This is a genomic window from Mucilaginibacter psychrotolerans (assembly GCF_004519315.1).
GTDB classification, from domain to species: Bacteria; Bacteroidota; Bacteroidia; order Sphingobacteriales; family Sphingobacteriaceae; genus Mucilaginibacter; species Mucilaginibacter psychrotolerans.
Genome location: NZ_SOZE01000017.1, coordinates 33,778 through 57,668 on the forward strand (window position 1 = coordinate 33,778; position 23,891 = coordinate 57,668).

A 23,891-nucleotide genomic window follows, 5' to 3' on the forward strand; every position below is an offset into this window, starting at 1 on the left:
TTAATTACCAATTTATTTTACCCCTAATATTTAGCCCGCGTAAAAGGACCGGCAAAAAAACGATAAGCGCCAACATGGAAAACAGCACGCCACCCGTTACGCTCATCGCCAAGGGGTACCAAAAAGCTTCCTGAACAGAAAATATAAAGGGGAGCATTCCAATAACCACTGAAGTACGGCTTAAAATCACCGGGATGATCTTTGAACTGTACGCTTTCATATAAAGTAACAGCCGGGGCCTTGTAGGCATATCTCTCATATAATTATTATAATCATTTAAGATATACAAAGCTGAACTCACACTAACTCCGCACAACATGATAAGTGCGACATATCCCCCCTCATCAAATGGATAACCCCATATATAGGAGGTAAAAAAAACCCCGATGAAACCCACCGGCACGGTGGCCAATACCGCGAATGCCTGATAAATACTATTTAAAAGGACAACACAGATCGCAAACACAATCATTATTGCCAAAACAATTGCCCAAACAAGTTTCGCTTTTTCTTCCTGCCAGAAATCGCGTTCAGAAGGTTTTAGTGTGTAACCAATTGGCAAGCGGTTACGAACATCATATAAAATCCTGTCGGATATGATCGCCCCCAATTTCTGATCGCCGGTAAAATCATAGCTGACAACTATCTGATACTGTTGGTTCTGCCTGTCAATGCTTTCCCCTATCTTATCTTTATTGATGATTGCAAACTCCTTTAATCTCACATAAACATTTGAATCAGCGCGGATTGGATTGTTCATTACTTCCCAAAAGCTAATAACCGGTTTTTCCGGCACCAATACAACCGGCGTATAACTCTCATTGAAAAACACAACGGCGGCTACCTGACGGTAGCCGGTAAATTCGTTGATAGAAGTATTAATATTTGCCGTTGAGATTTCATTCGCAAGGAGCTTATCCGGCCGGGGTACCTTGAACACATATTCATAACTGTTTTTTGCACCGCCGTAATCAAGTTCTCCCCCTACCGCAATTTTGTTAATACGCGGATTTTTTGCCAGTGTTTCCCGGATTTGATCCGCGAATTGACGTAACACCTGATAATTATACCCCTGCAGGGTAAAGCCGTAGTTTGAAGTTTCCGTATTAATTTCGTTGTTGAACGCTTGTCCTATACCAGAAATCTCAAAGTCTGCCAGACCAGTTAGTATTGCCTTGCTTTCTAACTGGCTTTTAAGCTTCAGCGGGAATATATTTTTGGTGTTTTTTTTAAAGATTATATCAATCATAGCGCTTTGCCCGCTTTGCACCCAGCACTGAAATTGTTCGATTTCCTGAAACTGTGAAAGGTAATTTTCAAAAGAAGATGCTATTTTATTCATTTGCTGGAGCGATGCGCCGTTTGGCATTTTTATATTAACCGTCAGGTGCTGGCGGTCAATCGTACCGGACGAAAAGCCTGTCCGCTCCGATTCGTCTAAGAACAAGCGAAGCGACCCTCCAAAACATACATCAACCCATGGTCTGATATTAATGTTATAGATATCATTGCCGATCACATTATTATAAACCTTTGCCCATTTCGTATCCCCCTCCAGTTTATATGGGAGCATAAACACCGGAAGTCCAAATAACAGGACCACAAAAATGATCAAGATCCATTTGAATCTGATAAATAAAGCGATAGCCAGCAGATAGTATCGATTGTAAAGCACAATCCACTTTTTGTGCCTGGCGATCCCGTTAGCATGTTTTCGTTTTAAAGGTATTTTCTGCAACAATGCAGGAATAAAAAGGAGGGATATCAGCAACGACAAACCGATGTTTATAATGAATATCCACGCAAAGTCGATTAGCTTTACCTGTTGCTCCTTGTCAAGGAAGAACACGATAGCCACAGCACCTATAGTTGTACAGCTTGCTCCGGCCACTGCCAGCAAAATCCGAAGGTTTTTTTTGTGATTGATATGGTCAATAACAACGATTGTGTTATCGATCATGACGCCCATGGAGATGGTTATGGCAGCCAAAGAATACAAATGGATTTCAATTTTAAATAGGTAGTACAGGCATGATGCAATTAACAAGTTTCCAAAAAGAGATATTGAAATGATCAAGAGATATTGAAACTGCCGGCTGACTAGAAAGACAAAAATTAAAAGGATCAAAAATGTCGCAACAGTACGCCATAAAATTTTTTGGCTTTCTTTCTTTAAAAATTCCGTGGAATCATAAGACAAAATTACAGCGTACCCGGAGGGCAATAATCTGGTTGCCGATTTTAGCTTTTCCTTGATTTTTGCGGCAAGAACCAGATAGTTTGACCCTTTGCGAGCTAAAACTTCCATATTGACAGTGCTAAGCCCGTTTATACGATAATACGCGTGCTCCTCCTGCAGCACGTATTTTATATCAACTAACTCAGTCAAAAAAAGATCATGTCCCCCAACCCGTTTTACAAATACCTTATCCCATTTGAGCTTATTTACTGTTTGAAATGTATTCGTTTTTAGCGTTACGAAACAAAATTCAGTTTTACCGGGGACGCGGGGGTCATCCACCATCGTCCGTCCAAGGCTATATTCGTTATTCCGGGAAGATACTGCGCCTATAATATCCTGAGTCGTAACACCACGCCTTCGCAACTTTTCCTGATTATACAACAACTGCCAACAATAGCCGTTTGCGCCTGATATATTAATGGCCGCTATACCCTGTATGTCGATCAGGTTGTTTTTTATTCTCCGTTCAACAAGCCGTTGAATGTCTGCGGCACTACCTTTACCATTTATAGTGAAGGTTAAAATACTTTTTTTGTCATTTTCTGAATTTTCGTTTTCAGAAGAAACCTGAGGAAACGAGGCATTTACAGGAAGCCGAAGGTATAATCTCCGCATCAAGGTAGCAATCTCAAACTTGGTTTGAGATTTATTGACAGTGTTATCCAACCGGATGTGAATCCGGCCTGCCCCATTAGATGAACTGGATATGATATCATTGACACCTTTAATTGTCGCGAGTGAACCCTCTATCTTAGAAGTAATCTGTTGTTCAACCATGGCCGCCGATGCCTCGGGCCATCGAAAATCGATGGAAAGACTGTTTGATGATTGTGCAGGTTCTAAGCTCAGTGATAAAAAAGGTAGGCTAAACATTCCAACAATGCAAAAAACTGCGAAAAGTGTAATAAGGCTGAATGGCGATAAAACCGTAGCCAAATTAGTTTTCAGTTTTTCTTGCTTAGTCATTCTTCTCTACAGATGCTGCAATTTTCACCTCTGAATCATGAGCCAGATTTGTGTTGTTCGTGACAATTACTTTTTGACCGATTTTTAAACCGCTCCGGATACATACATATTCCCTGTTCTGCAAATCGGTTTCCACATAATTCCATTTGGCATGTCCGTTTATAAAAGAAAATACAACATCTCTGTTATCCCGCTGAACCAATGCCTCCTTGGGAATATATATTTTATTCGGAATACTTTTTTTTATGATCACTTTTAAGTTCATTCCATTTAACAGGCGCTTATTCTTATTATTCACTGTGCCCGTAATTTTGATCATACCGTTCACATCAATGGACGGATTGATTTGCGTGACATTACCGGGCACTTCACTATCATCCCCATAAGGGATCACGGCCATTTTAGTACCATTTGACAAAAACCGGAATTCCGATTCCAAGACATTGAACTCAATTTCTATTTCACTGTCGTCAATCAATGTACAGAAGTGTTTGAACGCATCAGTATTGTTATCTTCCCGCGCTTCCAAATCTGCGATACGACCCGAAAAAGGGGCTATTATCGTGTTTTTGCGTAGTGATGTCCGCGCATCAGAATAATCATATACGGCGTTGTTAAACCCGCTCTTAACTTTTGCCATTTGCAGGATACCGGCAGGTACCCTGGCCGAATCTTTTAACCGGTAACCATAATCGATCAGGCGATCATCCAATTCTACAAACGCCTTTTCAAGCAATGTTTTCGACCTTAAGACTCTTTTACTTGATTCCGTATCATCGAGTTGAGCCAAAACCTGGCCTTTATTCACTACGTCGCCATTTTTGACGAAAATACGCCGGATGCGTTCCTGAGCCTGAAATCTAACGTCAGCATTTCTTTTAGCCAGCGCCTTACCGTTGCCTAGTATTTCAAGATCAAAGGCACCTTTACTAACATCAGCAATCTCCACCAAAACAGCCTCTTTCTGGAATATATTTTTTACCGAACTTGTTTTGGTTTCCTTTTCCGGCTCGTTTGAGCAATCGAAAAAGCAAATGCTTAGCATAAAAAACAAGATAAATTTGTGTTTATACATAAATAATCATCAGCCAAAATATTAATGGCTTATAAAGATAACATGTGCCGGTATGCAGAAGGACTTCCAAAACAGGCTTTAAGAATATCAGATCATTGACAATGAATTCCTTATAAAGACAGTTGAATATTACTGTAACCGATATAGCGATGACATTCACAACCACTTAGATTTGACCTGCAATGCCATGTAAACCCTTGTAATTTTAAATAACCCGGTCATTATAGAATATGCAGTTGCCTGAAGTTTGTACTGAACGAAAAAGCAACCCTGCCTTCAATATTCTCTTCCTTTACAAAACCCCAAAATCTGGAGTCATTTGAATTATTTCTGTTGTCACCCATCATAAAGTAATAACTTTCCTTAAATACATACTCAACCAGTGGTTTACCGTTTAGATAAAACGCGCCCCCTTTATTCAAAACACTTCCATTTTCCGTTTTGGCAATCAAGTTTCCATACAATATTACTGTTGTTGAATTAATGGGTATGATCATACCTTTTTTTGGAACAATTAGCGGTCCGATGTTATCCAATGTCCATGGGATACTGGTATGGAAAGGATAGGCTGCCTGATTGTTTATTAAAGCCCAAATAGAATCTATACAATTGTTCCCGTTCAACCTGCCAACATCCTCTTTACTTGCGGATATTGTTGCTGACACAGATTTATGCGGATTTTCAGAAAAGTCATAATCAATATTTAAACTGTCTGCAAGCCTTTTAAACTCATCTAAATCGTTGAAGTAAACTCTATAAAGTAATTTTGTGGTCGCAATTGCAGGAAGGGCTTTTCCATTTACCAATACCCGGCCATTTAAGACCCTTAGCGTGTCCCCGGCTGCGGCAACGCAGCGTTTAATAAGAAAATCGGTATCACGAATATCTTTTTTGAAAACGACTATGTCGCCGGCATTAACTTTAGAATAACCGTTTAGCCTCCGGTAAGGCCACCAAAGAGAATCACTATGCGCTAAGATTCCTTTATTGTAATAAAAAAAAATGTTTAGCCATGGTATTTCCAAAGGTGTTTTCGGCATTTTAGGGCCGTAATTTAATTTACTTACGATAACATTGTCACCGGGGAATAATGTATTCTCCATAGAGCCACTGGGGATCCTGTAAATTTCAAATATGAATACCCTGGTCGTAACCGCCAGGAATATTACAAATAATAATAGCATAGGGAATGACAGATAATGTCGCTTTTTTATAAAGCTGCACGACACAATGAAGAAAAAAACCAAGGCAGCGATGATAAAAATAACCGCCATCCACGGAACCCCCACCAAAATGAAAAGGGAACAAGTTACACCAATTATAATAAGCTGCTTTTTGTGATGACCTATCCACGCCCCTGCCTTCTTCATATTATTTGTAACCAGTTTCTGCTGTTAGCTTTTTCATTTCCCTCAGCATTTGTTTTATAGCGGGAGACTTGATTCTTATTTCTTTTGTTAAAAGCTCGCGGGCAACAGTAACCGCTTTAGCATTTTGACCGCTTTCGAGGTATAGCTTTACCAGCAGATACTTGGGATAAAACCGTCCGGGAACCATTAACCACGCTGTGTGATAAGATTGTTCGGCTTTTGCATACTGTTTCATCCCCATATAACTGTCTCCAATAGCAAGCTGCACAATGGTTGAATTATTTATTTGTTCCGCCTTATGTAAAACATAGAGCGCTTTTTTGAAATGTTTTGTCATCGATAGTGCTTTGCCGTATTCCGTTAAAAAGGTACCGTCCTCACTTAGCGTTGGATACCCTTTTTCGTAACTTTTCAAGGATTCCTCGTATTGCGTGGTTTGATATTTATCGTTAGCGATATACCAATTGTTAAAACTGGTATATACCTTATTTAAGAAGATCAAAACACCTATACCAAGTATCAAAAAGAAAAAGGATGAGGCGACAACCACATTTTTTTTTACCGAGTAAGCCACCGGTTTTGCCGGTGAAACTGTTGCTAATAACGCCAGGTAACATACGGCGTTCATCTTTATTGGAAGTATATGTGACGGGTAGGAGAAGAATGAAAACACGGTGCAGGAAATAATTCCGGCTACTGCCAAACGCGAAATTTCATTTTTTAAATCGAGTCGTCTAATGAAAAAATAAATGAGCGCAACTAAAAACAAAACGCCAATTACCCCGTTTTCAACCAGGAATTGTAAAAATTCGTTAAAGGCATATTCGACGTCTCCCGCTGACAATATTGCACTACGATCGTTTGGGTGATATTTAAAATAATCCGCCTGAAAATCCATATACTGAGATTCAAATTTGTCAAAGCCAACTCCGAGGAACGGGTTTGCGGCGATCTCATTCAATGTGATCTTCCATACAAATAAGCGCCCCTCGCTTGATGCCTGTTTAAAACTGTAGATCTTAACAATCAACAATACCAAGAACCCCGAAGCTATGAGCATAATTAAGATCTTGATCCAGGAGCGGGAATATTTTTTGAAAAACCTGTTCCTTTTAAAATGAGGATATGCCAGGAAAATACAAGCGGATGCAATTGCAAGCCATGAAGCTCTGGATTCGGCAACGGGCAAAATTAAAACCATGCTTACTATCGCACATAAAGCGAGAAAATAAACAGGATTTAAAGTCATTTTCAATCCCCCAAGGTTTGCGTTAAGTGTGATTGGGTACTTTTTTTTATTGAGAAAGATCCCAAACCCCAATGGAAAACATGACGCGAGATATCCGGCAAATGGGCCGGGATTAAAAAATGACCCCGTAACCGGAAATAAATTGTGATGAGATTCTTCAAAACCATACAATTGAAGATTGCCAATAAACCCTTGTATTGTTGCACCAGCGAGAATAGCAACGTAAAGAAAAATATAATGATCAACTTTCAAAGATCTCAAGATAACGTATAGCGCGCTCAACGCTAATAACTCATAAAATCTGATGGAAAAATTTTGCTGCGATGCCAGAACATATCTGTTGATTACTATCCATAGCAAAATCATTAAAAAGCACAGATCAATCTGATTAAAAGTGACCACTAAAGTCCTCAGGCATATCACTCCAATATATATCCCGCTCAAAACGACCATACATAAAATGAATCCAAGCGACTTCCCTGTTTCAGTAGGATCTCTTAATTCATCCGCTACCAGTAAAGGAAGCAGGCAATAAATGGCGATCAAAATGCATAAATTGGCTTTTTGTAAAATAGGTTGCATCCAGATCGATTATCAAAGGTTTGGTTTATTAAATGCTCACGCAAAGAAATAGCAACACTGCTGCATTTTGTGCAATCAGGTTTAGCAGACTACTTAAAGTGGTAGTAAAAGGAATTTGTTTATTACCATTCAATTCGACAACTTTTTTCTTTTTGTCGATCAGCTTGATATAATTCTTATTGATCACATAAGACTGGTTTATTCGTATAAATACCAATGGATCGAGTTCCTTGAATAATTTCGTTAACGATTTGCAAACAATATGCTCTTCATTATTATCCAGATAAATGGTTGTATAGCAATTGTCCGATTTACAGTGCGTAATTTCTGACTGCTCTAAAAACCGTAACTGGTCTTGTGAGTTTACAATTACCTTTTTCATTTTATTAAAATTTTCGAAACAATAAAATCATCCCTATAGTTGTTAGGCTCCAAACGAATGTCTTTTATAAGTGAGATAACTTAAAGCGGGGTCGCTTAACAGCGAATTGAAGACGGTAATGTTTCATGATAGATGGTTTATTACTGGTTATAATATGGGTTGAATATTCAAAAAAGCGGTTTAGTAAAAAATGGATTAAACATTTTTCAGGATGGACTATTCAATTATATTAATTTAATAATTTCTGAATAAAGAAAAATCCAATCATGAAGGCTCGAATAAAGAGACTAAAATAATTGTCGTGATTTCGTCCATCTAAATCAGAAAATTATCCATTTGTTTAGTTGTCACGTGAAGCTATTTTGTGATCATGAAATACTAAATTATTTGATTACGCGCTGAATAAGAATATTTGGCAGCTCTCATCGGAAATTTTTTATTCATCGCCACACGAAAGCCTAACCAACACCTGAAGATGAATTTTCTAAAAACGTTTTTCGTTTTACTGATTCTGACTACTATTAGTTGCAAACGCCCTCCGGCTTTAAAAAAAATACTGGAGGATTCTATTAAAAATTCAATTACAGACCTTGGGCTTAAAGACGTTTCTTATACCATAGTTTTAGATGGAGATAATTTCTCAGAGACAGGCAACAACACCGGGCCTCTCCGCGATTCAATTTTCTACAAGCGCCTGCTTAACGAATATACGGCACCGGTTCTTTTAGATATGCTGATAAGAGATTCAGTTATCAAAGACAAGGCGTTTATAAGTACGTTTCCCGGAGAAAACCTACCTGCCATTCAATTAACAGCCTCCGAGCTTATCTCGATACCGGCGAACGTAAATAGCAGCATTTTAGATAATGTGCCGGCACGCGTCAATACGATCTTATCGGTTATTGGAAAAGGAAATACCCAAAACGGCAGCGCTGCTCTAGTGGCCTTTAATCAAAACAAGGTAAATCTTCAACCTTTAAAGGGATATAACGATTTCCTAATCAACTTATTAAAAATTTCCTATTTCTTTGATAAGTATCAGGTTGGGTTAAATGCTGGTGATACCACCATCCGGAACATTTCGCCAACATGGTATACCAGGGGCCTTCAATCTTTTTATGGATGGCGGCTTTTGAAATTCCAAAAGCACACCATATTATGGAACTTCTATTCCACCGGGAATAAAAAAACGCTTTTATTAAAGATGATGGAGAAAAAACTATTTGTGGCCATTTCTTACCAATCTGATCACATCACCTCTCCCTATGCCTATCATAACACTGACCTTTTACAGTCGCCACTGGCTCTTGTTTTATTAAACATTTTGACGGTTCCTGAAAATCACCCGGTAATAGATCTAAAAATGGGAAAGCCAAATGATCTTTACAAAGTTTTACAAAAAAATCGAAACTCGCCTTTCAATTTTCTGCTCATCAAACAAGTTCTCGCCTACGCCCGATATTATGATGTTATAAACAACACAAGCCGGGCAAATGAACTTTATGATTTATATAAAAAACTAATCGATAACGGAGATTTTTTTCCCTATAAAAACGCAGCTTCCCTCGCCAGAATAGATTACGCGACCGATTATTTAAATGCCGAATCATCGTTTGAATTGTCAAAAGATTCTACCTTGAAAATTTTCGCGGCCGGACAGGCTTTGAAAATAGCTACTCCGGCCCAAAATGCCTACCAATACGACAATGTGCAGATTTTTCTAAATGCGTTTAAAAAAAATGGATCAAACGAGGTAAAGACATTTGAATTCAATTATCTGTTCGATAAGCTTGGCTATAGTCCAAACGAAAAAACGGCTGTAAAATGGCTTGATTCTACAGGTGTAAAATACGCTTTCTCTGACCCGGATATTTATACTTATCTATTAGAGGTCAGTATACCGTGGAGTGAACTAAGCGGATTTAAAAAGGGGGAGATCAAGGCTAATGTACTTGTCAATGACAGTGACCTGGATGAGGATAAAAGGAAAAGCGTTCTATCCTGGTTTATTCCATCAGGCATCAATTGTTTTGATCCGTCTCAAATGTCTTCGGTGAAACTAAAACGAAGACCAGGAAATCTTTCGGAAGGTATTCTGAACTGTTTAAAAACTGTCCGGTCCCCGCAAATAGAAGGGCTACCGGATCAACTATGGGAAAAAGTCCCCTATCATGATATCAATAAGCAATATGTAAATAAATCAAGCGCTTTCGATCATGCTGCCAGTTTTAAGACCCTCTATGATGAAAAAAACATCTATTTTTTATTTAAGGTAACAGACAACTGTAAAAATCAGACCGGCATTATCACAAAAGATAAATGCTGGATAGAAAATGCCGCCACAAAGGAAATCGTCTGGAAGATGGGTGGCAGAATTAGCGCCTTTAATCCATCGTTCGATGTCACAGACTCCATTCGCCTGAAAGCCGGTAAGTATACGGTAAAATATATAACTGATAAAGGCCATTCAAGCGACGGCTGGTATGGAAAGCCCCCAGTCGCGCCATTCTATGGTATAGGTATTTATTATTGTTTAAACCCCAAACTTTAGCCGAATCAGATGAAACGATTGTACTTTGCCGTTTACATTTGTCTTTTATTTTCCTGCAAGGGAAATATTACGGGTTTTAATCCGGGGGCAAATGACGAAAAAGATTACACCGAAGTTTATGAACGTTTTGCAAATCCAAGGGATAGTTTAAAATTAAAGGCCGCCGAATTTTTAATCGGAAATCTTTCGGCCCATCAAGCGGATTACGGTGAAGGAATTAAAGCCCTCGGTGATATTTTCTCTGTTATCGACACTCTTTATTACAAAAATGATAATATCGAAGAATATATTAAAAACCATATTCTGGATTCTGTATTAAATAAAAAGCGATTGAGCACCGAAGGGGAGCAAAATATAATTGCTGATAACAGAAAAGTCACACCGGGTTACCTCATTAATAATATCGAATTTGCCTATAAAGCATGGCAAGATGCCCCGTGGAAAACCCAAGTAAATTTTAAGGATTTTTGCGAATATATCCTCCCGTACAGGATCAGAAATGAACAGATAGAGCTTTGGCGGCCGCAAATGTACCAAAGTTATTCACTGATTATGCGGAACTCCCCCGACACCAAAGATATAAAATCAGTGTTCACCTTTGTAAAGGGGAATCTTGAAACTGATTACAAATTATCAGGGTATTTTGGTCAAAATTATCCTTATACGCAAAATTTCAGTGATGCATTAAAAGGCCGGATTGGCGCCTGTGAAACAATCACCTCCTTTTCCGTAAATATTTTGCGATCGATCGGGCTGCCTGTCGCGTTAGAATATGTTCCGCACTGGGGCAACAATAATAATCGCAATCACTATTGGGTTAAATTGATCGATCATGCCAAGAATAACGCCCTTTTCTCAAATGAAAACGGCCCGGTGAGTACCTGGGGCATAGTCGATTTCTCATCAGATTTCAGCCGCGACCGGCATTATTTCCGTGAAGAAGAAGTACCTGCCGGTATGTATATACAATATATCAAAACCATCCCGAAGGTTTACCGGCATACTTTTTCAGAAGATCCGCTTTTAAAGGATATCAATGTTAACGTTTCCGGGGAATTCATCAGTCCGACATTCAACACTGCAACGTTAAAAGATGTAACAGATGAATACATGAACTCATCAGTCAGGATGGTGGACATTCCCGAAAAATTCCGGAGTTATGAAGTTGCTTATTTGTGCGTCTTTGACACCGATGGGTGGCAGCCCGTAGCAATAAGTAAAATTGACGGTGATAAAGCTATTTTTGATAAAGTCGGGAACTATGTGATGTACTTGCCTGCCGTCTATAAAAACGGGATTGTTATTCCGACCGGCTCTCCTTTTTATCTCGATTCGCTAAATATTATTCACGAATTAAAAAAAGCGCCTGGCGGGCCTGACAATATGCATTTACTTCGCAAAGCACCACTATATTCTTATACCGCCTACCATACCGAGGCGTTAAAAGGCGGGAGGTTCGAAGGTTCAGCTACCGCAGATTTTAAAAACCCAACACTTCTTTATCAGATAGAAAATTTCCCGTTTTATATGAACGAGATCAAAATCGCACCTAATCAAAAATTCAGGTACCTGCGCTACGTTGCGCCGCCGGGAAATCAGTTTGAAGCTGATAATATCGCTGAAGTCCAGTTTTTCGGGATAAATGGCAAAAAGCCTCTTACAGGTTCTTATATCGGTACTGAAGGTAGCTGGGATCGTGGAATCGATAAAGCATTCGACAATAATATGGACACCTACTACGAAAACGCTCATTTCAGTAATGGTTGGATCGGTCTAGACCTGGGTAAAGCACAACAGCTGTCTATGATCCGTTTTTGTCCGAGGAACGACACTAACTGCATTATAATTGGAAGCGATTATGAACTTTTTTACTGGGACAATTCGTGGATATCGTTAGGTACTCAAACAGCAAAAGGCTATTTTTTAGATTTTCAGAATGCCCCGAAAAATGCCCTTTACTGGCTTAGGTGTAAAACTGGTGGAAAAGAAGAAAGGATCTTTACGATGAAAGGTAAAAATCAGCTTTGGTGGTAGCTTATTCATTTGTAAAAATATAACATCATATGGGACGACTTAGATTGTTACTTGCGCTTTCCGTAATTGCTTCACATGTTGGACCGATACTTGGGTTTGAGCTTATAGGTGGCTCTTTAGCTGTACAATCATTTTTCATTATATCAGGGTTTTATATGTCTTTGATTTTGAATGAAAAGTATATAGGCCCCAACAGTTCATTCAAGCTCTTCATCACCAACCGCCTGCTCAGGTTATATCCGGTTTATTTGGTGGTCCTCGTCTTAACTCTGGTGGTAGTCGTCATAATTGGCCATAACTCTTCCGATTCCTCATATCCTATACTTGATGAATATGCATATGCGGGGCCCGACAAGCTGTCTTCCATTTTCCTGGTATTTACAAATATTTTTATTTGGGGGCAGGACTTGGTCATGTTTTTAGGAATAAATTCTGATACCGGAAAGCTTTTTTTTACAGATAACTTCTGGAACACATCGCCAAAACTTTATAATTTTTTGTTTATACCGCAGGGATGGTCACTAGCGTTGGAAATGACATTTTATCTTATAGCACCATTTCTATTACGAAAGAGAGTAAGATTTGTCTGCATTATAATATTATTATCGCTTGCTGTCCGGATAATCATTTATTATTTATTGGCTTTACGAAATGACCCTTGGACGTATCGTTTTTTCCCGTCCGAGCTCACTTTTTTTCTTTTTGGCTGTATCTCTTATCGCATTTATCAAACTTTAAATACCATGAAGATCCCGAAAATCGCAGGCTTGCTTACTTTAGCAACTGTCATCGGGTTAACTATGATATATCCCATATTGCCACAATCTTCCTTACAGATTTTTCACTTTCATTTAAAAGATATCTTATACATAGGTTGTATCATTTTTAGCACCCCTGTTTTGTTTATAATTTCAAAAAAAAATAAGTTTGATTTTAAAATTGGGGAGTTGTCCTACCCCGTATACATAGTTCATTTACTAATTGCTAAAATTTGCGGTGCTCTGGCGGTAGGCATATTTAACAACCCGTTTTCAATCATAGTTTTATCCATTATAGCGGCTTACCTGTTAAACAAAGCGGTTGTTGAGCCGATCGATAGATTACGGCAAAAGAGATTAACGAAAACATGTAATTGACAAATCGTTTTCTCCACAACATTGGCAAGCACTGTTAAAGCAAGTTATGTTTTGGTTATACCAAAACGACTTGCCTTCGGGTTCGCTATGCTCATGATTGCTACCTCACTTCGTTCCGCAGACACATAAAACAATGGGGAAGTATGGGCAAATTTTATTCGCAACATATTAATGTTTCTGTACTACCGAAATGCTTGTCATAAATCCATTTTTCTAACCCGCAGTTTTGCTTACGAATCAAAACGAGCAAAATGGCCCGGCCAAAAAAAGAGAAAGAACAGAAGCTATCAAAAGTGCTGGTGGTTCGCCTGACGGAAGGCGAATTGAAGCAACTGGAACAATTCAGCATCATGTGCAGCCAGCATATTTCGGTGTTGGTCAGGAAGCGTCTTTTCTCGGGCAACTACCCTAAAGCCTTGCCTCCGAAAATTACGGTTCAGTTATACGCTGAACTCAACCGCATCGGCGTCAACCTCAACCAACTGACCAGGCAGGTAAACTCCGGCAAACTGGCGGTAGGATTGATACAGGTACTAAATGCGCTGTTTGCCCAGCAGCAAACGATCATTCAACATTTATTAGATGATCGCGATTGAAAAGTTCGGATCAAACTTTATGGGTGCGTTAGCTTATAATCTAAAAAAGCTGAACCATCCGGATAGGAAGCAACGGGCCGAGTTATTAGCTACGAGCTTCTTTTCCCTAACGCCGGGAGATATTAGGAAAGAGGTAGAACTGATCAGGCAACTGCGGCCGGCGTTGGGCAAATACGTCTGGCACACCAGCCTCAATTTTTCTAATGACGAGAAACCTTTGAACCTGACCAATGGGAATTTACTGGACATTGCTTTTGACTATATGAAAGCCATGGGGTATGATGATAACCAGTACCTGATCGTCCGGCACCATGATGCAGGCCACCCACATGTTCACTTACTGGTCAACCGTATCAGGTATGACGGCAGTGTGGTATTAGACAGCAATAATTACCGTAAAAGCCTTTCGGTATTGAGAAATTTGGAAGAACAATATAACCTAATATCATTAGCGCAGGATAACAGCGGAACAAAGCAGCAGCAGGACAATGTAACCCGCGAGCCGGGTAACGACATAACAGCCGAACTTTACAGCAACAGAACAACAGGGCAGTATAACCGCGTAACCCGAAGGTCACTGACTAAGAACGAGATTGAAAAAACTGTCCGTACCGGTATCCCTTCTGACAAAAGCCTTTTACAGGCTTTGCTTGAGCCGATCATCTACGAGAGAAAACCCACCTTACAGGAATTTATCAGCCGCAGCGAGCAAGCAGGGATATCGCTTCTCTTTAACCAGGCCAGGACCGGCAGGATAAGCGGGATAACTTATTTTATCAATGACTTTAAGATCAAAGGGCAAGCGTTAGGTAACCGGTTTAAATGGGCAGAGCTGATCAAATTTATTGACTATGAGCAAGACAGAGACAGCAAGGCAATTAGCCTTGCAAACCATCGCACAAAAGCAAAGTACGGAGCATATACAACAGGTACGGGAAAGCCAGGAGAAGAACAATCCACAAGTGGACGAAGAGCGGGCGTTACTGATTCAAATGCTCGAACAGATGCAGCTCAACGCGACAGCCAATACGAAATTCCTCAGGGAAATGAAAGACAGCCAGCAACAGGCCCTACAACGGATAACGAACCTGGAGACCAAAGCGACCAGTCAGCAGGCGGTTATAAAGCGATGGAGGAATATAGTTCTATTGATACTGACAGCAATAGTTATGATGATACTGAATTACAAAGTTATCCCGGTATTGAGATAGCCGATGATATAGATGATGAAGCTATTCATGGCAGGAACAGGCACAAGCAACGAAAAGCAAGGACGAACAGGAGATGAAACGAATACATGATATAGCGGCCACAATAATTCGCAATTTGCGAATTGAAGAATATTTGGTAAATTTGGGTATGAAAACGCACAAGGGGATGAGGCCACATGATATAGTGGTTTTGTTAAAGATCATTTGTTCAGATAAAAACTGGTTGAGCAAAGACCTTGCTGCAAGCCTATATATCAGTAATTCGGAGATCAGCGAATCTTTAAACCGTTCGATGATCGCTAAATTGATCAGTCCTGATAAGCGGGTAGTATTTAAAACTGCCTTGTATAATTTTATTGAGCATGGCTTAACGTTTGTTTTTCCTGCTGAACCCGGACAAGTGGTAAAGGGAATACCCACCGCTCATAGCGCTCCCATATTAAAAGAATTCTTTGTGGCGGACGAGCAGTACGTTTGGGCAAGTCCTAACGGAAAAGTTAAAGGCCAGTTGATAACCCCGCTTTATCCTAACCAGGTGAAAGCCGCACAGGCTGATGAAAGGCTTTATGATATGCTAGCTTTAGTTGATACGATCCGTGTCGGAAAAGTCAGGGAGCAAAAAAAGGCACTGGGGCTATTAAAAGAATCTTTCGAACCGGTTTATGAATGACAACTTAAACAGGAATGGTTATATTTGATTATTATCTGAAAACACTTATATGGAAGTAATACTTGATAATGGGAAAAGGCCTCGCGGCGTGTTCCTGCCATTAGAGGAATGGGAAGCCCTCAAATATGGCATTAATAAGGCTAGTGAACTTTACAAGCTGATGGATGATCTCAGTCATCCCGATGTCTTCGAAATGGCCCCCGCGCAGTTTTCGGATTATCTGGCTTCGCCTGCGCAACAGGTAGTAAATAACGCGCTGGACAACGGATTGTATATTTCTTACCCTGCGGGAACTCCAAATACATTTGTTCATCGCTATAAAGACGGCACTCAGGAAACGGTAAAGTATGATTTACATACCGGGTCGGGGAATATTATAAAGAAACGATAGTTCATGCCATTTTTTACGGTTTTAGCAGGGCCGAACGGAGCTGGAAAAAGTACTTTCTCCGCATTGTTCTCCCGTCCTGGCGCATTGATCTTCGACCCAGATATCCAAAAATCTAAGATAGAAAAGCAATATCCTGATATAACTGATGATGCACTTGAATCTGCATTGACCAGAGTGTATATCAATTTTCAACAAAAAGCTATTGGAACAATGTTGCACTTGACCGTTGAAACAAACCTGCGTAGTGATTTTTTGCTGGAAAGTGTTGACTTGTTCAAAAATGCAGGATATGAAACACGATTGATTTACATGTTGCTGCCTGATTTGTCCGCATCGATAGACAGGGTGGATTTACGGGTAAAACAAAAAGGGCATTTTATTGATACAGGAAGTATCAAGATTAATTTTGAAGAAGGCCCTAAAAATTTGCTTAAAATAGCGAACCAATTTGACCGGGTGATGCTCCTGTCTGGATTCAACAACAATCCGTCAGTTGAAACGCAGCCGGAGCAACTCTTAAGTATTGCAAATGGAATAACGCTGCACAAAGCTGAAGTAATGCCTGATTGGGCAAGGGGATTTGTTGAAGCTACAGAAGCTCTCTCAGCATACAACCAGACCTCTAAAGGAAGAAAAAGATAAATAGTCTCTTTTATTAATTATCCTTTTTCAAAAGTTCTATTTTTTCACGTTCGCTGGCAAGTAAACGTTCGTATAACTTTTTATTCTCTTCGAATAATTCAACGAGTTTTTCTATTGGATTGAAATTAAACTGGTGACCGATGTTAGCGCCGTGATTATTTGAACCCTCATAATTATTTTGAATGTTATAAATAACCGCTTCGTCGCTATAGTTTTTTATAGCTTCAGCAGATACTCCAAGCACTTTGGCAATCTTTTCTAACGCACTATCTTCCACCTCAGCACTCTGCTCAATTTTGGATATAGCTTGTTGGCTAATGCCCAATTCAGCGGCCAGGGCTTCCTGCTTCAGGCCACGTAGTTCGCGAATGCGGCTTATTTTTCTGCCAATATGTAAAGTTGTTTCTGCCATAAATCAAATGTATAATTAATAAGTAATTGTTGGAAGGGTTTTACCGTAATGTCAATTGTATTTTACTGCTACGCCTTTTTCTTATCGGTTACTTCTTTCCGGATTTCAGTCGCTGCAACTTTAATTTTCTGCATGGCTTTTCGTAGCCGGGTACCCGCAGCTTTGTTGCCTTTTCCATAAAATGCTTCGGCATCATGTTCTGCATTCGTTATCAATCCATTTAGTGCGCTAAACTTATCCATATAGTTTAAATAACTTCTTAAGCTATAAATGTACAAAACAACAGTGCCATTGTAAAATACAAAGTAAATTGGTTCGGTACGTTCAGACTGTGCACGTACTTTGATTGACAGGTTAATACTGGCCTGTTTAATCTCGTAGTCATGGAGAGCAAAGAAAACCAAGGCAATGCCATCCTCAATCTAAAGCCAGCTGAGATAAGCAACCCCCTTCTGGTGATTAAAGACTTTTTTAGTGATGACAGCCTGCCCGGTCACCTTGAACGTTTGCAGAAGTGGCGTAGTTGCGTATTAGAAGAGCACTACTTTAAGGGCGATAAAGGTAGCCCTTCAGAATTACTATATTTCTACAAGCTTAATGTATGCCTGCTCGAAGCAGCTTATTTACTAAAGGACAGGCTTGACCTAAATTTTAAAGAACCTACCGATCCACTATTTGTCTTTAAACAGATTTATCAAGATTATGACCTTTCTGCGTATCAGGGCATGTTGTACGAATGGCTTGAATTCGGATTGTCTGCCAGGGCGACAAATGAGGCTATTACACCGGTAGATCTGATCAGGGTGTATGAAAATTTGCAAAGGCTATATGGCGCATCCTGGAACGTTAACCAGCGATTTGCAAATACATCTTTAATTGCTCATCAAGCTTCAATTGAGCAAAGTGCTGATAGTTTAATTGGAAGTCCTAACGTTGCTCTTTATAAGTTAGATTCCACTATCGGGAGCCCTCTGCAAGAGACGATCACCAAAATTGTAGCAAAAATTAAGGAAAAAGTTTCTTCCGTTCAGGCTATTATTTATTTAGGTTAGCCACCAGTATCTCCCGGAAATATCTATCTCTTAGTTTTAGTCGATGATATCGAGCTAAGGCAATTACAATGTATAGCAAGTACAATTCAAGATAGTTGCCGTCAAATCACATCTGTTACCGCATTGGTACATCGGTCTTTAAGATTGAATAGAACAAGTGGGGACAATTTGTTTTTTAGCAATGCCTTAAAATGCCCCATTATCTACCTCTCAGGCGAGTTGCTTTTACCTTCCGTAACCGTATTGAGTCACAGCGTACGGGAAAAAGAATTGATAATCTGGCAGAGGTGGATGGAGCAGGGCAAAGACTTTTTAAAAGGTGTGGAGTATTACCTGACTATCGGGTCAAAGAAAGCTGCCCTTTTCTCTTTACAGCAAGCCGCCGAATGCTTTTTGATTGCAATTATTAGGGTCGTAAACGGTTATACGACCAACTTACATAACCTTGATACTTTGCTGGATGTCACCCGGATGTTTACGAATGATATTGCAGCTATTTTTGATCTGACTGATCAGTATAATTTGAAACTTTTTACCGTGTTAAAACATGCGTATATCAATGTGAGATATAAAGACGGGTATGAGTTAGATGATGATGCTGCGACAGCACTATATCCTTATATAAAAAACCTGATGTTCGTGGTTGAACAGGTCTATCAAAAGTATCTGCTGACGAATACCTTGTAGTTGTTAACCTTCTTCGGAAATTGCAGCTGCGGCAAGCGGCTCATTACATCACGCGTATGCACGCTATATTCATTCGCCGCCAGCCTCGCTGCCGGAGCAGGAGTAACTCGTACCTCGTTACACCTGCGGAAAACAAGCGAAGTCTGGCTGAAAAAAAATCAATTCCTATAACTAGGCTTATAAATTATTAGTTTAACTGATAATGAAATCAACACTGATTACCTATTCTTGCTTGTACTGCATCCACAAATTAAGCCCTGCCCCAAATAGTATAGGGCTACCACTATGAAAAGGTAAAAATCAAAGTTTATTGTTCGGTAGTACCGAAATGCTTGTCAAACAGCGGGCATCGATTTTAAAACATTTGCAGCCTTATGGCTGCAAGGGATTCGGATAATATAAAAAGGAACGTTACGCCTGCTCAGGCAGTGAGAGTTTTAAGTGAAAATGGGTTACATGTTAGTGAAAAAGAAGCTGAAAAAATTTTGGATTTCTTGTATTTTTTAGGTAAATTAACTGTAAATCAATACATTAAAGACAATTCTTCGAGCGCAGGACACTAAAGCTATTATTATGAAAAAGGCAGATTTATATGTTAGGGTAAGTACAGACGAACAGGCAGACAAAGGCTATTCAATCAGGAGCCAGGAAGAAGTACTCCGCAAATATTGTGGCATTCAAAACATCTCGGTAGGCAAGGTAATTTACGAGGACTTTTCAGCAAAGACCTTCAACCGCCCGGCGTGGACTGAAATGCTGAATAAATATAAGAAGGAAAAAGGAAAAGGTGCGGATCTGTTACTTTTCACAAAGTGGGATAGGTTCAGCCGTAATGCAGGGGACGCCTATCAGATGATTAACATACTTCGTAAAATGGCTATTGACCCCCAAGCAGTCGAACAGCCACTTGACCTTACTATCCCGGAAAATAAAATGATGCTGGCCTTTTACCTTGCCGCGCCGGAGGTTGAGAATGATAGAAGGGCATTGAATACCTTTTACGGGATGCGCAGGGCGAGGAAAGAAGGCAGGTACCTGACAACAGGGCCTTACGGATACGTAAACCGCACAACTGACGCCGGTATGAAAACAATTGTACCACGCGAACCGCAAGCCGCATTAGTTAAATGGGCATTTGAAGAGATCGGCAAAGGTATGTTGTGCATTGATGATGTAAGGCAGGAACTGAACAGGCGCGGCTTTATGGTCAGCAAAAGTAATTTCTATACGCTTATCAAAAATCCCGTTTACTGCGGGAAAATTGTCGTGCCAGAATATAGGGATGAACCAAGGCATTTGGTTCAGGGGCAGCATGAGGCTATAGTATCTGAAGCATTGTTTTATAATGTTCAGGAAATTTTAGATGGTAAGAAGCGCATTCAATTAGTTAAGATGACAACTGATGACAGTTTACCATTACGGGGTTATCTGCTTTGCCCAAAGTGTGGAAAGCAACTTACAGGCAGCGCATCTAAGGGCCGCCACAGCTACTATTATTATTACCATTGCATCTCTTCATGTGGAACAAGATATAAGGCCGAGGAGGCTAATAATAGCTTTGTCGGCGAACTGCAACGATTTATTCCTAAGCCAGGGGTTGCAGAATTATACCGGATGGTTATCAAGGATATCTTCAGCCAGCAGTCAGGGTCACAATCAAACGGACGGAAAGAACTCCTTTCGCAGATTGAAGCTGAGAATAACCGGCTTGCTAAAGCACGTAAATTATTGCTTGATGATGCTATAGACAGCGGGGATTATAAAACCATCAAAATGGAATGCGAGAAAAAGCTGCTTATCCTGGAAGGCAAATTGACCGGCTTCAGCAAGCCGGCATATGATATAGACGGCTGTGTTGACAAGGCTTTAAATACGCTTTCACGCCTGAATGCAACGTATTTGGAAGCAGATACAACTACTAAACGTAATATCATTGGTTCGATATATCCTGAAAAATTGAGTTTTGACGGAAGTGCTTATCGAACCGCTCGGGTGAATGAAGCAGCATATCTGATTTACCTGATAAACAGCAAGTTAACTGCAAAAAAAAATCGGACAAAACTTGATTTTTCAAGCTTGTCCGATTCGGTAGCGGGAGCAGGACTCGAACCTACGACCTTCGGGTTATGAGCCCGACGAGCTACCAACTGCTCCATCCCGCACTGTATTTGGTATATATTGCATTCCGCCATAACCCGGAAAGTTGCTTCCAATTGTCAAAAAGCAATTTTGCTCTCCGTTTTAATTGGACTGCAAAGATATAATTCGTTTCTTTGCAGTCCAAATAATATTTTAATTATTTTTCTATGGCACATAAGGCAGGTTTTGTAAGTATAATTGGTAAGCCCAACGCGGGTAAGTCAACCCTTATGAACGCCCTGGTGGGCGAAAAAATGTCCATCATCACCCCAAAAGCGCAAACTACGCGTCACCGTATTTTGGGCATAGTGAACACGGATGATTACCAAATCGTATTCTCCGATACCCCAGGCATCATCAAACCGCACTACGCATTGCACGAAAGTATGATGCACCAGGTAGATGGCTCTATTGTAGATGCCGACCTGATTTTGCTGGTTACTGATATCCACGAAGAATTCAACGAGCAGGATGTATTAAAGAAACTGGAAGGCTCTACCGCTCCGCTTATAGTAGTGGTAAACAAGATAGACCAAAGCGACGAAACAGAAGTAAAAGAAAAGGTTGATTACTGGCAGGAAAAGCTTAACCCTAAAGCGGTATTCGCTATATCTGCCTTGCATGGCCACAACATACAGGCGATAATGGACCTGATACTGGACGAACTGCCTGAGCATCCGGCCTATTACGAAAAGGATGCCCTTACAGACCGTAACGACCGTTTCTTTGCATCGGAAATGATAAGGGCGCAGCTATTGAAACAATACAAAAAAGAAATCCCATACAGCGCGGAAGTGATTGTTACCGCCTTTGTAGAGGGCGAGAAACTGCACCGCATTAGTGCAGAGATCATTGTAGAGCGCGATTCGCAAAAGAATATTGTGATTGGCAACAAGGGCGAAATGCTGAAAATAGTAGGCACTTACGCCCGCCGGGATATGGAAGAGTTTTTCCAGAAGAAGATATTCCTGGAAATGTTCGTAAAAGTTATCCCCGACTGGCGCAGCAAAAAGAACTACCTGAAAAAATTCGGGTACGAATAGTAAAACAGAATCAAGATGTAAGCGTCAAGATTCAAGAAGAAAATTTTATAATAATGCAGAATTAGGAGAAGAAATACGATTTTTATATCGTCTTGATTCTTGGCTCTTAATTCTTGATTCTAATACACCATGAGTAATATAGTAGCTATTGTAGGCAGGCCAAACGTTGGCAAATCCACCTTATACAACCGTTTAACCGAGAGCCGTAAAGCTATTGTAGACGATTTTAGCGGCGTAACCCGCGACAGGCATTACGGCGTAAGCGAATGGACCGACCAAAAGTTCACCGTGATAGATACTGGTGGCTATGTGGCCAATTCCGACGAGCTTTTTGAAGTGGCCATTCGCGAGCAGGTGCTTATTGCCATTGAAGAAGCTTCTGTTATCCTTTTCATGGTAGATGTTACCACCGGCATTACCGATCTGGACGATGAGATAGCCAACATACTGCGCAAAGGCAAAAAACCTGTTTTTGTGGTGGTAAATAAGTTGGATAACAATGCGCAACTAGCCGATGCTACGGAGTTTTATAGCCTGGGTCTCGGTGAAATTTACACCTTATCATCTATGACCGGCAGCGGCACGGGCGAACTGCTGGATGAAGTGGTAAAACATTTCGAAGACGTACCGTTCGATGAGAACGAACGCCCTAAATACGCCATTGTTGGCCGCCCTAACGTGGGCAAGTCTTCTATCATCAACGCTTTAATTGGCCAGGACCGTAACATTGTTACTCCTATCGCCGGTACCACCCGCGATAGTATCCACATCCATTACAACCAGTACGGCCACGATTTTATGCTGATAGACACGGCCGGGATGCGCAAAAAAACCAAGGTAAAAGAGAATATCGAGTTTTACTCGGTAATGCGCACCATTAAGGCGTTGGAAGAGGCCGATGTGGTTATCCTGATGATAGATGCCGTGGAGGGATTGGAATCACAGGATGTGAACCTTTTCCACCTGGCCGAGAAGAATAAAAAAGGCGTTGTTATTGTAGTAAATAAATGGGATTTGATTGAGAAGAACAACAAAACCATTAAAGTTTTTGAAGACCAAATCAAACAGAAAATAGCGCCTTTTACTGATGTACCTATTGTATTTACATCGGTAACCGAGAAGCAGCGTGTATTAAAAGTAATCGATGTGGCCAACCAGGTTTACGCCAACCGCGCCCGCAAAATACCAACCTCCAAACTAAACGAGGTGATGTTGCCAATCATCGAGAACTATCCGCCGCCATCTTTAAAAGGCAAGTACGTAAAAATTAAATACATCACTCAAATAGCGGGGCAATCGCCAATGTTTGCGTTTTTCTGCAACCTGCCGCAATATGTAAAAGAACCATATTACCGTTTCATCGAAAACCAGCTGCGCGAGCATTTCGAGTTTTCGGGCGCACCGATACAGGTTTGGTTCAGGCAAAAGTAAAAGGACTTTAGCTTCATTATAATAACAGAA

At 40.3% G+C, this 23,891-nt stretch carries 21 protein-coding genes and 1 tRNA gene; 14 read left to right on the forward strand and 8 right to left on the reverse strand.

Features of this window, described 5'->3' with window-relative positions; genetic code table 11:
• Positions 1–4 precede the first annotated feature (4 nt).
• The 5 genes from E2R66_RS16440 to E2R66_RS16460 form a co-directional block, all read right to left on the reverse strand.
• Positions 5–3,208 (reverse strand): efflux RND transporter permease subunit, encoded by a 3,204-nt coding sequence (locus E2R66_RS16440; RefSeq protein ID WP_133232476.1) that lies wholly within the window; start codon positions 3,206–3,208, stop codon positions 5–7.
• A complete protein-coding gene (locus E2R66_RS16445; protein ID WP_133232478.1) occupies positions 3,201–4,283 on the reverse strand; it encodes an efflux RND transporter periplasmic adaptor subunit in 1,083 nt (360 codons plus the stop codon). The genes E2R66_RS16440 and E2R66_RS16445 overlap by 8 nt, the downstream gene beginning before the upstream one ends.
• Before the next feature lie 221 nt (positions 4,284–4,504).
• Positions 4,505–5,653, reverse strand: coding sequence for a signal peptidase I (gene lepB / locus E2R66_RS16450; RefSeq protein ID WP_133232480.1), 1,149 nt, complete (start codon positions 5,651–5,653; stop codon positions 4,505–4,507).
• Position 5,654: 1 nt separating this feature from the next.
• A complete protein-coding gene (locus E2R66_RS16455; RefSeq protein ID WP_133232482.1) occupies positions 5,655–7,484 on the reverse strand; it encodes an O-antigen ligase family protein in 1,830 nt (609 codons plus the stop codon).
• A 28-nt stretch (positions 7,485–7,512) separates the two neighbouring features.
• On the reverse strand, positions 7,513–7,866 hold the full coding sequence (locus tag E2R66_RS16460; protein WP_133232484.1) for a LytR/AlgR family response regulator transcription factor: 354 nt from the start codon (positions 7,864–7,866) through the stop codon (positions 7,513–7,515).
• Between the two features lie 475 nt (positions 7,867–8,341).
• Between E2R66_RS16460 and E2R66_RS16465 the strand changes: the two genes are divergently transcribed.
• The 8 genes from E2R66_RS16465 (at position 8,342) to E2R66_RS16500 (ending at position 17,097) form a co-directional block, all read left to right on the forward strand.
• The gene (locus tag E2R66_RS16465) at positions 8,342–10,417 is read left to right on the forward strand and encodes a sugar-binding protein (protein WP_133232486.1); all 2,076 of its coding nucleotides are present in this window, start codon (positions 8,342–8,344) and stop codon (positions 10,415–10,417) included.
• A gap of 9 nt (positions 10,418–10,426) precedes the next feature.
• Positions 10,427–12,451 carry a discoidin domain-containing protein gene (locus tag E2R66_RS16470; RefSeq protein WP_133232488.1) on the forward strand — a complete coding sequence of 675 codons (2,025 nt, stop codon included), beginning with the start codon at positions 10,427–10,429 and terminating at the stop codon, positions 12,449–12,451.
• Positions 12,452–12,480: 29 nt separating this feature from the next.
• Entirely contained in the window at positions 12,481–13,587 is a 1,107-nt protein-coding gene (locus tag E2R66_RS16475) for an acyltransferase family protein (RefSeq protein WP_133232490.1), read from the forward strand.
• Positions 13,588–13,838: 251 nt separating this feature from the next.
• Positions 13,839–14,183 (forward strand): plasmid mobilization protein, encoded by a 345-nt coding sequence (locus tag E2R66_RS16480; RefSeq protein ID WP_133232492.1) that lies wholly within the window; start codon positions 13,839–13,841, stop codon positions 14,181–14,183.
• On the forward strand, positions 14,170–15,471 hold the full coding sequence (locus E2R66_RS16485) for a relaxase/mobilization nuclease domain-containing protein (RefSeq protein ID WP_133232494.1): 1,302 nt from the start codon (positions 14,170–14,172) through the stop codon (positions 15,469–15,471). The genes E2R66_RS16480 and E2R66_RS16485 overlap by 14 nt, the downstream gene beginning before the upstream one ends.
• Positions 15,468–16,064 (forward strand): hypothetical protein, encoded by a 597-nt coding sequence (locus E2R66_RS16490; protein WP_240049337.1) that lies wholly within the window; start codon positions 15,468–15,470, stop codon positions 16,062–16,064. Before E2R66_RS16485 ends, E2R66_RS16490 begins: the two co-directional genes overlap by 4 nt.
• A 49-nt stretch (positions 16,065–16,113) precedes the next feature.
• A complete protein-coding gene (locus tag E2R66_RS16495; protein ID WP_133232498.1) occupies positions 16,114–16,455 on the forward strand; it encodes a hypothetical protein in 342 nt (113 codons plus the stop codon).
• A 3-nt stretch (positions 16,456–16,458) separates the two neighbouring features.
• A complete protein-coding gene (locus E2R66_RS16500; protein WP_133232500.1) occupies positions 16,459–17,097 on the forward strand; it encodes a zeta toxin family protein in 639 nt (212 codons plus the stop codon).
• 13 nt (positions 17,098–17,110) lie between these two features.
• Here E2R66_RS16500 and E2R66_RS16505 read toward each other — a convergent pair whose 3' ends face one another.
• A complete protein-coding gene (locus tag E2R66_RS16505) occupies positions 17,111–17,509 on the reverse strand; it encodes a helix-turn-helix domain-containing protein (protein ID WP_133232502.1) in 399 nt (132 codons plus the stop codon).
• A 68-nt stretch (positions 17,510–17,577) separates the two neighbouring features.
• Complete coding sequence (locus tag E2R66_RS16510) at positions 17,578–17,751, reverse strand: histone H1 (protein ID WP_133232504.1); 174 nt, start codon at positions 17,749–17,751, stop codon at positions 17,578–17,580.
• 141 nt (positions 17,752–17,892) lie between these two features.
• Between E2R66_RS16510 and E2R66_RS16515 the strand changes: the two genes are divergently transcribed.
• The 4 genes from E2R66_RS16515 to E2R66_RS16530 all read left to right on the forward strand — a co-directional run bounded on the left by E2R66_RS16515 (position 17,893) and on the right by E2R66_RS16530 (position 21,378).
• On the forward strand, positions 17,893–18,561 hold the full coding sequence (locus E2R66_RS16515; RefSeq protein ID WP_133232506.1) for a hypothetical protein: 669 nt from the start codon (positions 17,893–17,895) through the stop codon (positions 18,559–18,561).
• Positions 18,562–18,852: 291 nt separating this feature from the next.
• Positions 18,853–19,248: a HEPN domain-containing protein gene (locus E2R66_RS16520; protein WP_133232508.1), complete on the forward strand. Its 396-nt coding sequence runs from the start codon at positions 18,853–18,855 to the stop codon at positions 19,246–19,248.
• 374 nt (positions 19,249–19,622) lie between these two features.
• Positions 19,623–19,811, forward strand: coding sequence for a hypothetical protein (locus E2R66_RS16525; RefSeq protein ID WP_133232510.1), 189 nt, complete (start codon positions 19,623–19,625; stop codon positions 19,809–19,811).
• A 10-nt stretch (positions 19,812–19,821) separates the two neighbouring features.
• Positions 19,822–21,378, forward strand: coding sequence for a recombinase family protein (locus E2R66_RS16530; RefSeq protein WP_133232655.1), 1,557 nt, complete (start codon positions 19,822–19,824; stop codon positions 21,376–21,378).
• Here the strand turns inward: E2R66_RS16530 and E2R66_RS16535 are convergent.
• Positions 21,338–21,410 (reverse strand) — tRNA-Met (locus E2R66_RS16535). The genes E2R66_RS16530 and E2R66_RS16535 overlap by 41 nt on opposite strands.
• Positions 21,411–21,554: 144 nt before the next feature.
• Between E2R66_RS16535 and era the strand changes: the two genes are divergently transcribed.
• A complete protein-coding gene (gene era / locus E2R66_RS16540; RefSeq protein WP_133232512.1) occupies positions 21,555–22,430 on the forward strand; it encodes a GTPase Era in 876 nt (291 codons plus the stop codon).
• A 129-nt stretch (positions 22,431–22,559) separates the two neighbouring features.
• The gene (gene der / locus E2R66_RS16545) at positions 22,560–23,861 is read left to right on the forward strand and encodes a ribosome biogenesis GTPase Der (protein ID WP_133232514.1); all 1,302 of its coding nucleotides are present in this window, start codon (positions 22,560–22,562) and stop codon (positions 23,859–23,861) included.
• Positions 23,862–23,891: the final 30 nt, after the last annotated feature.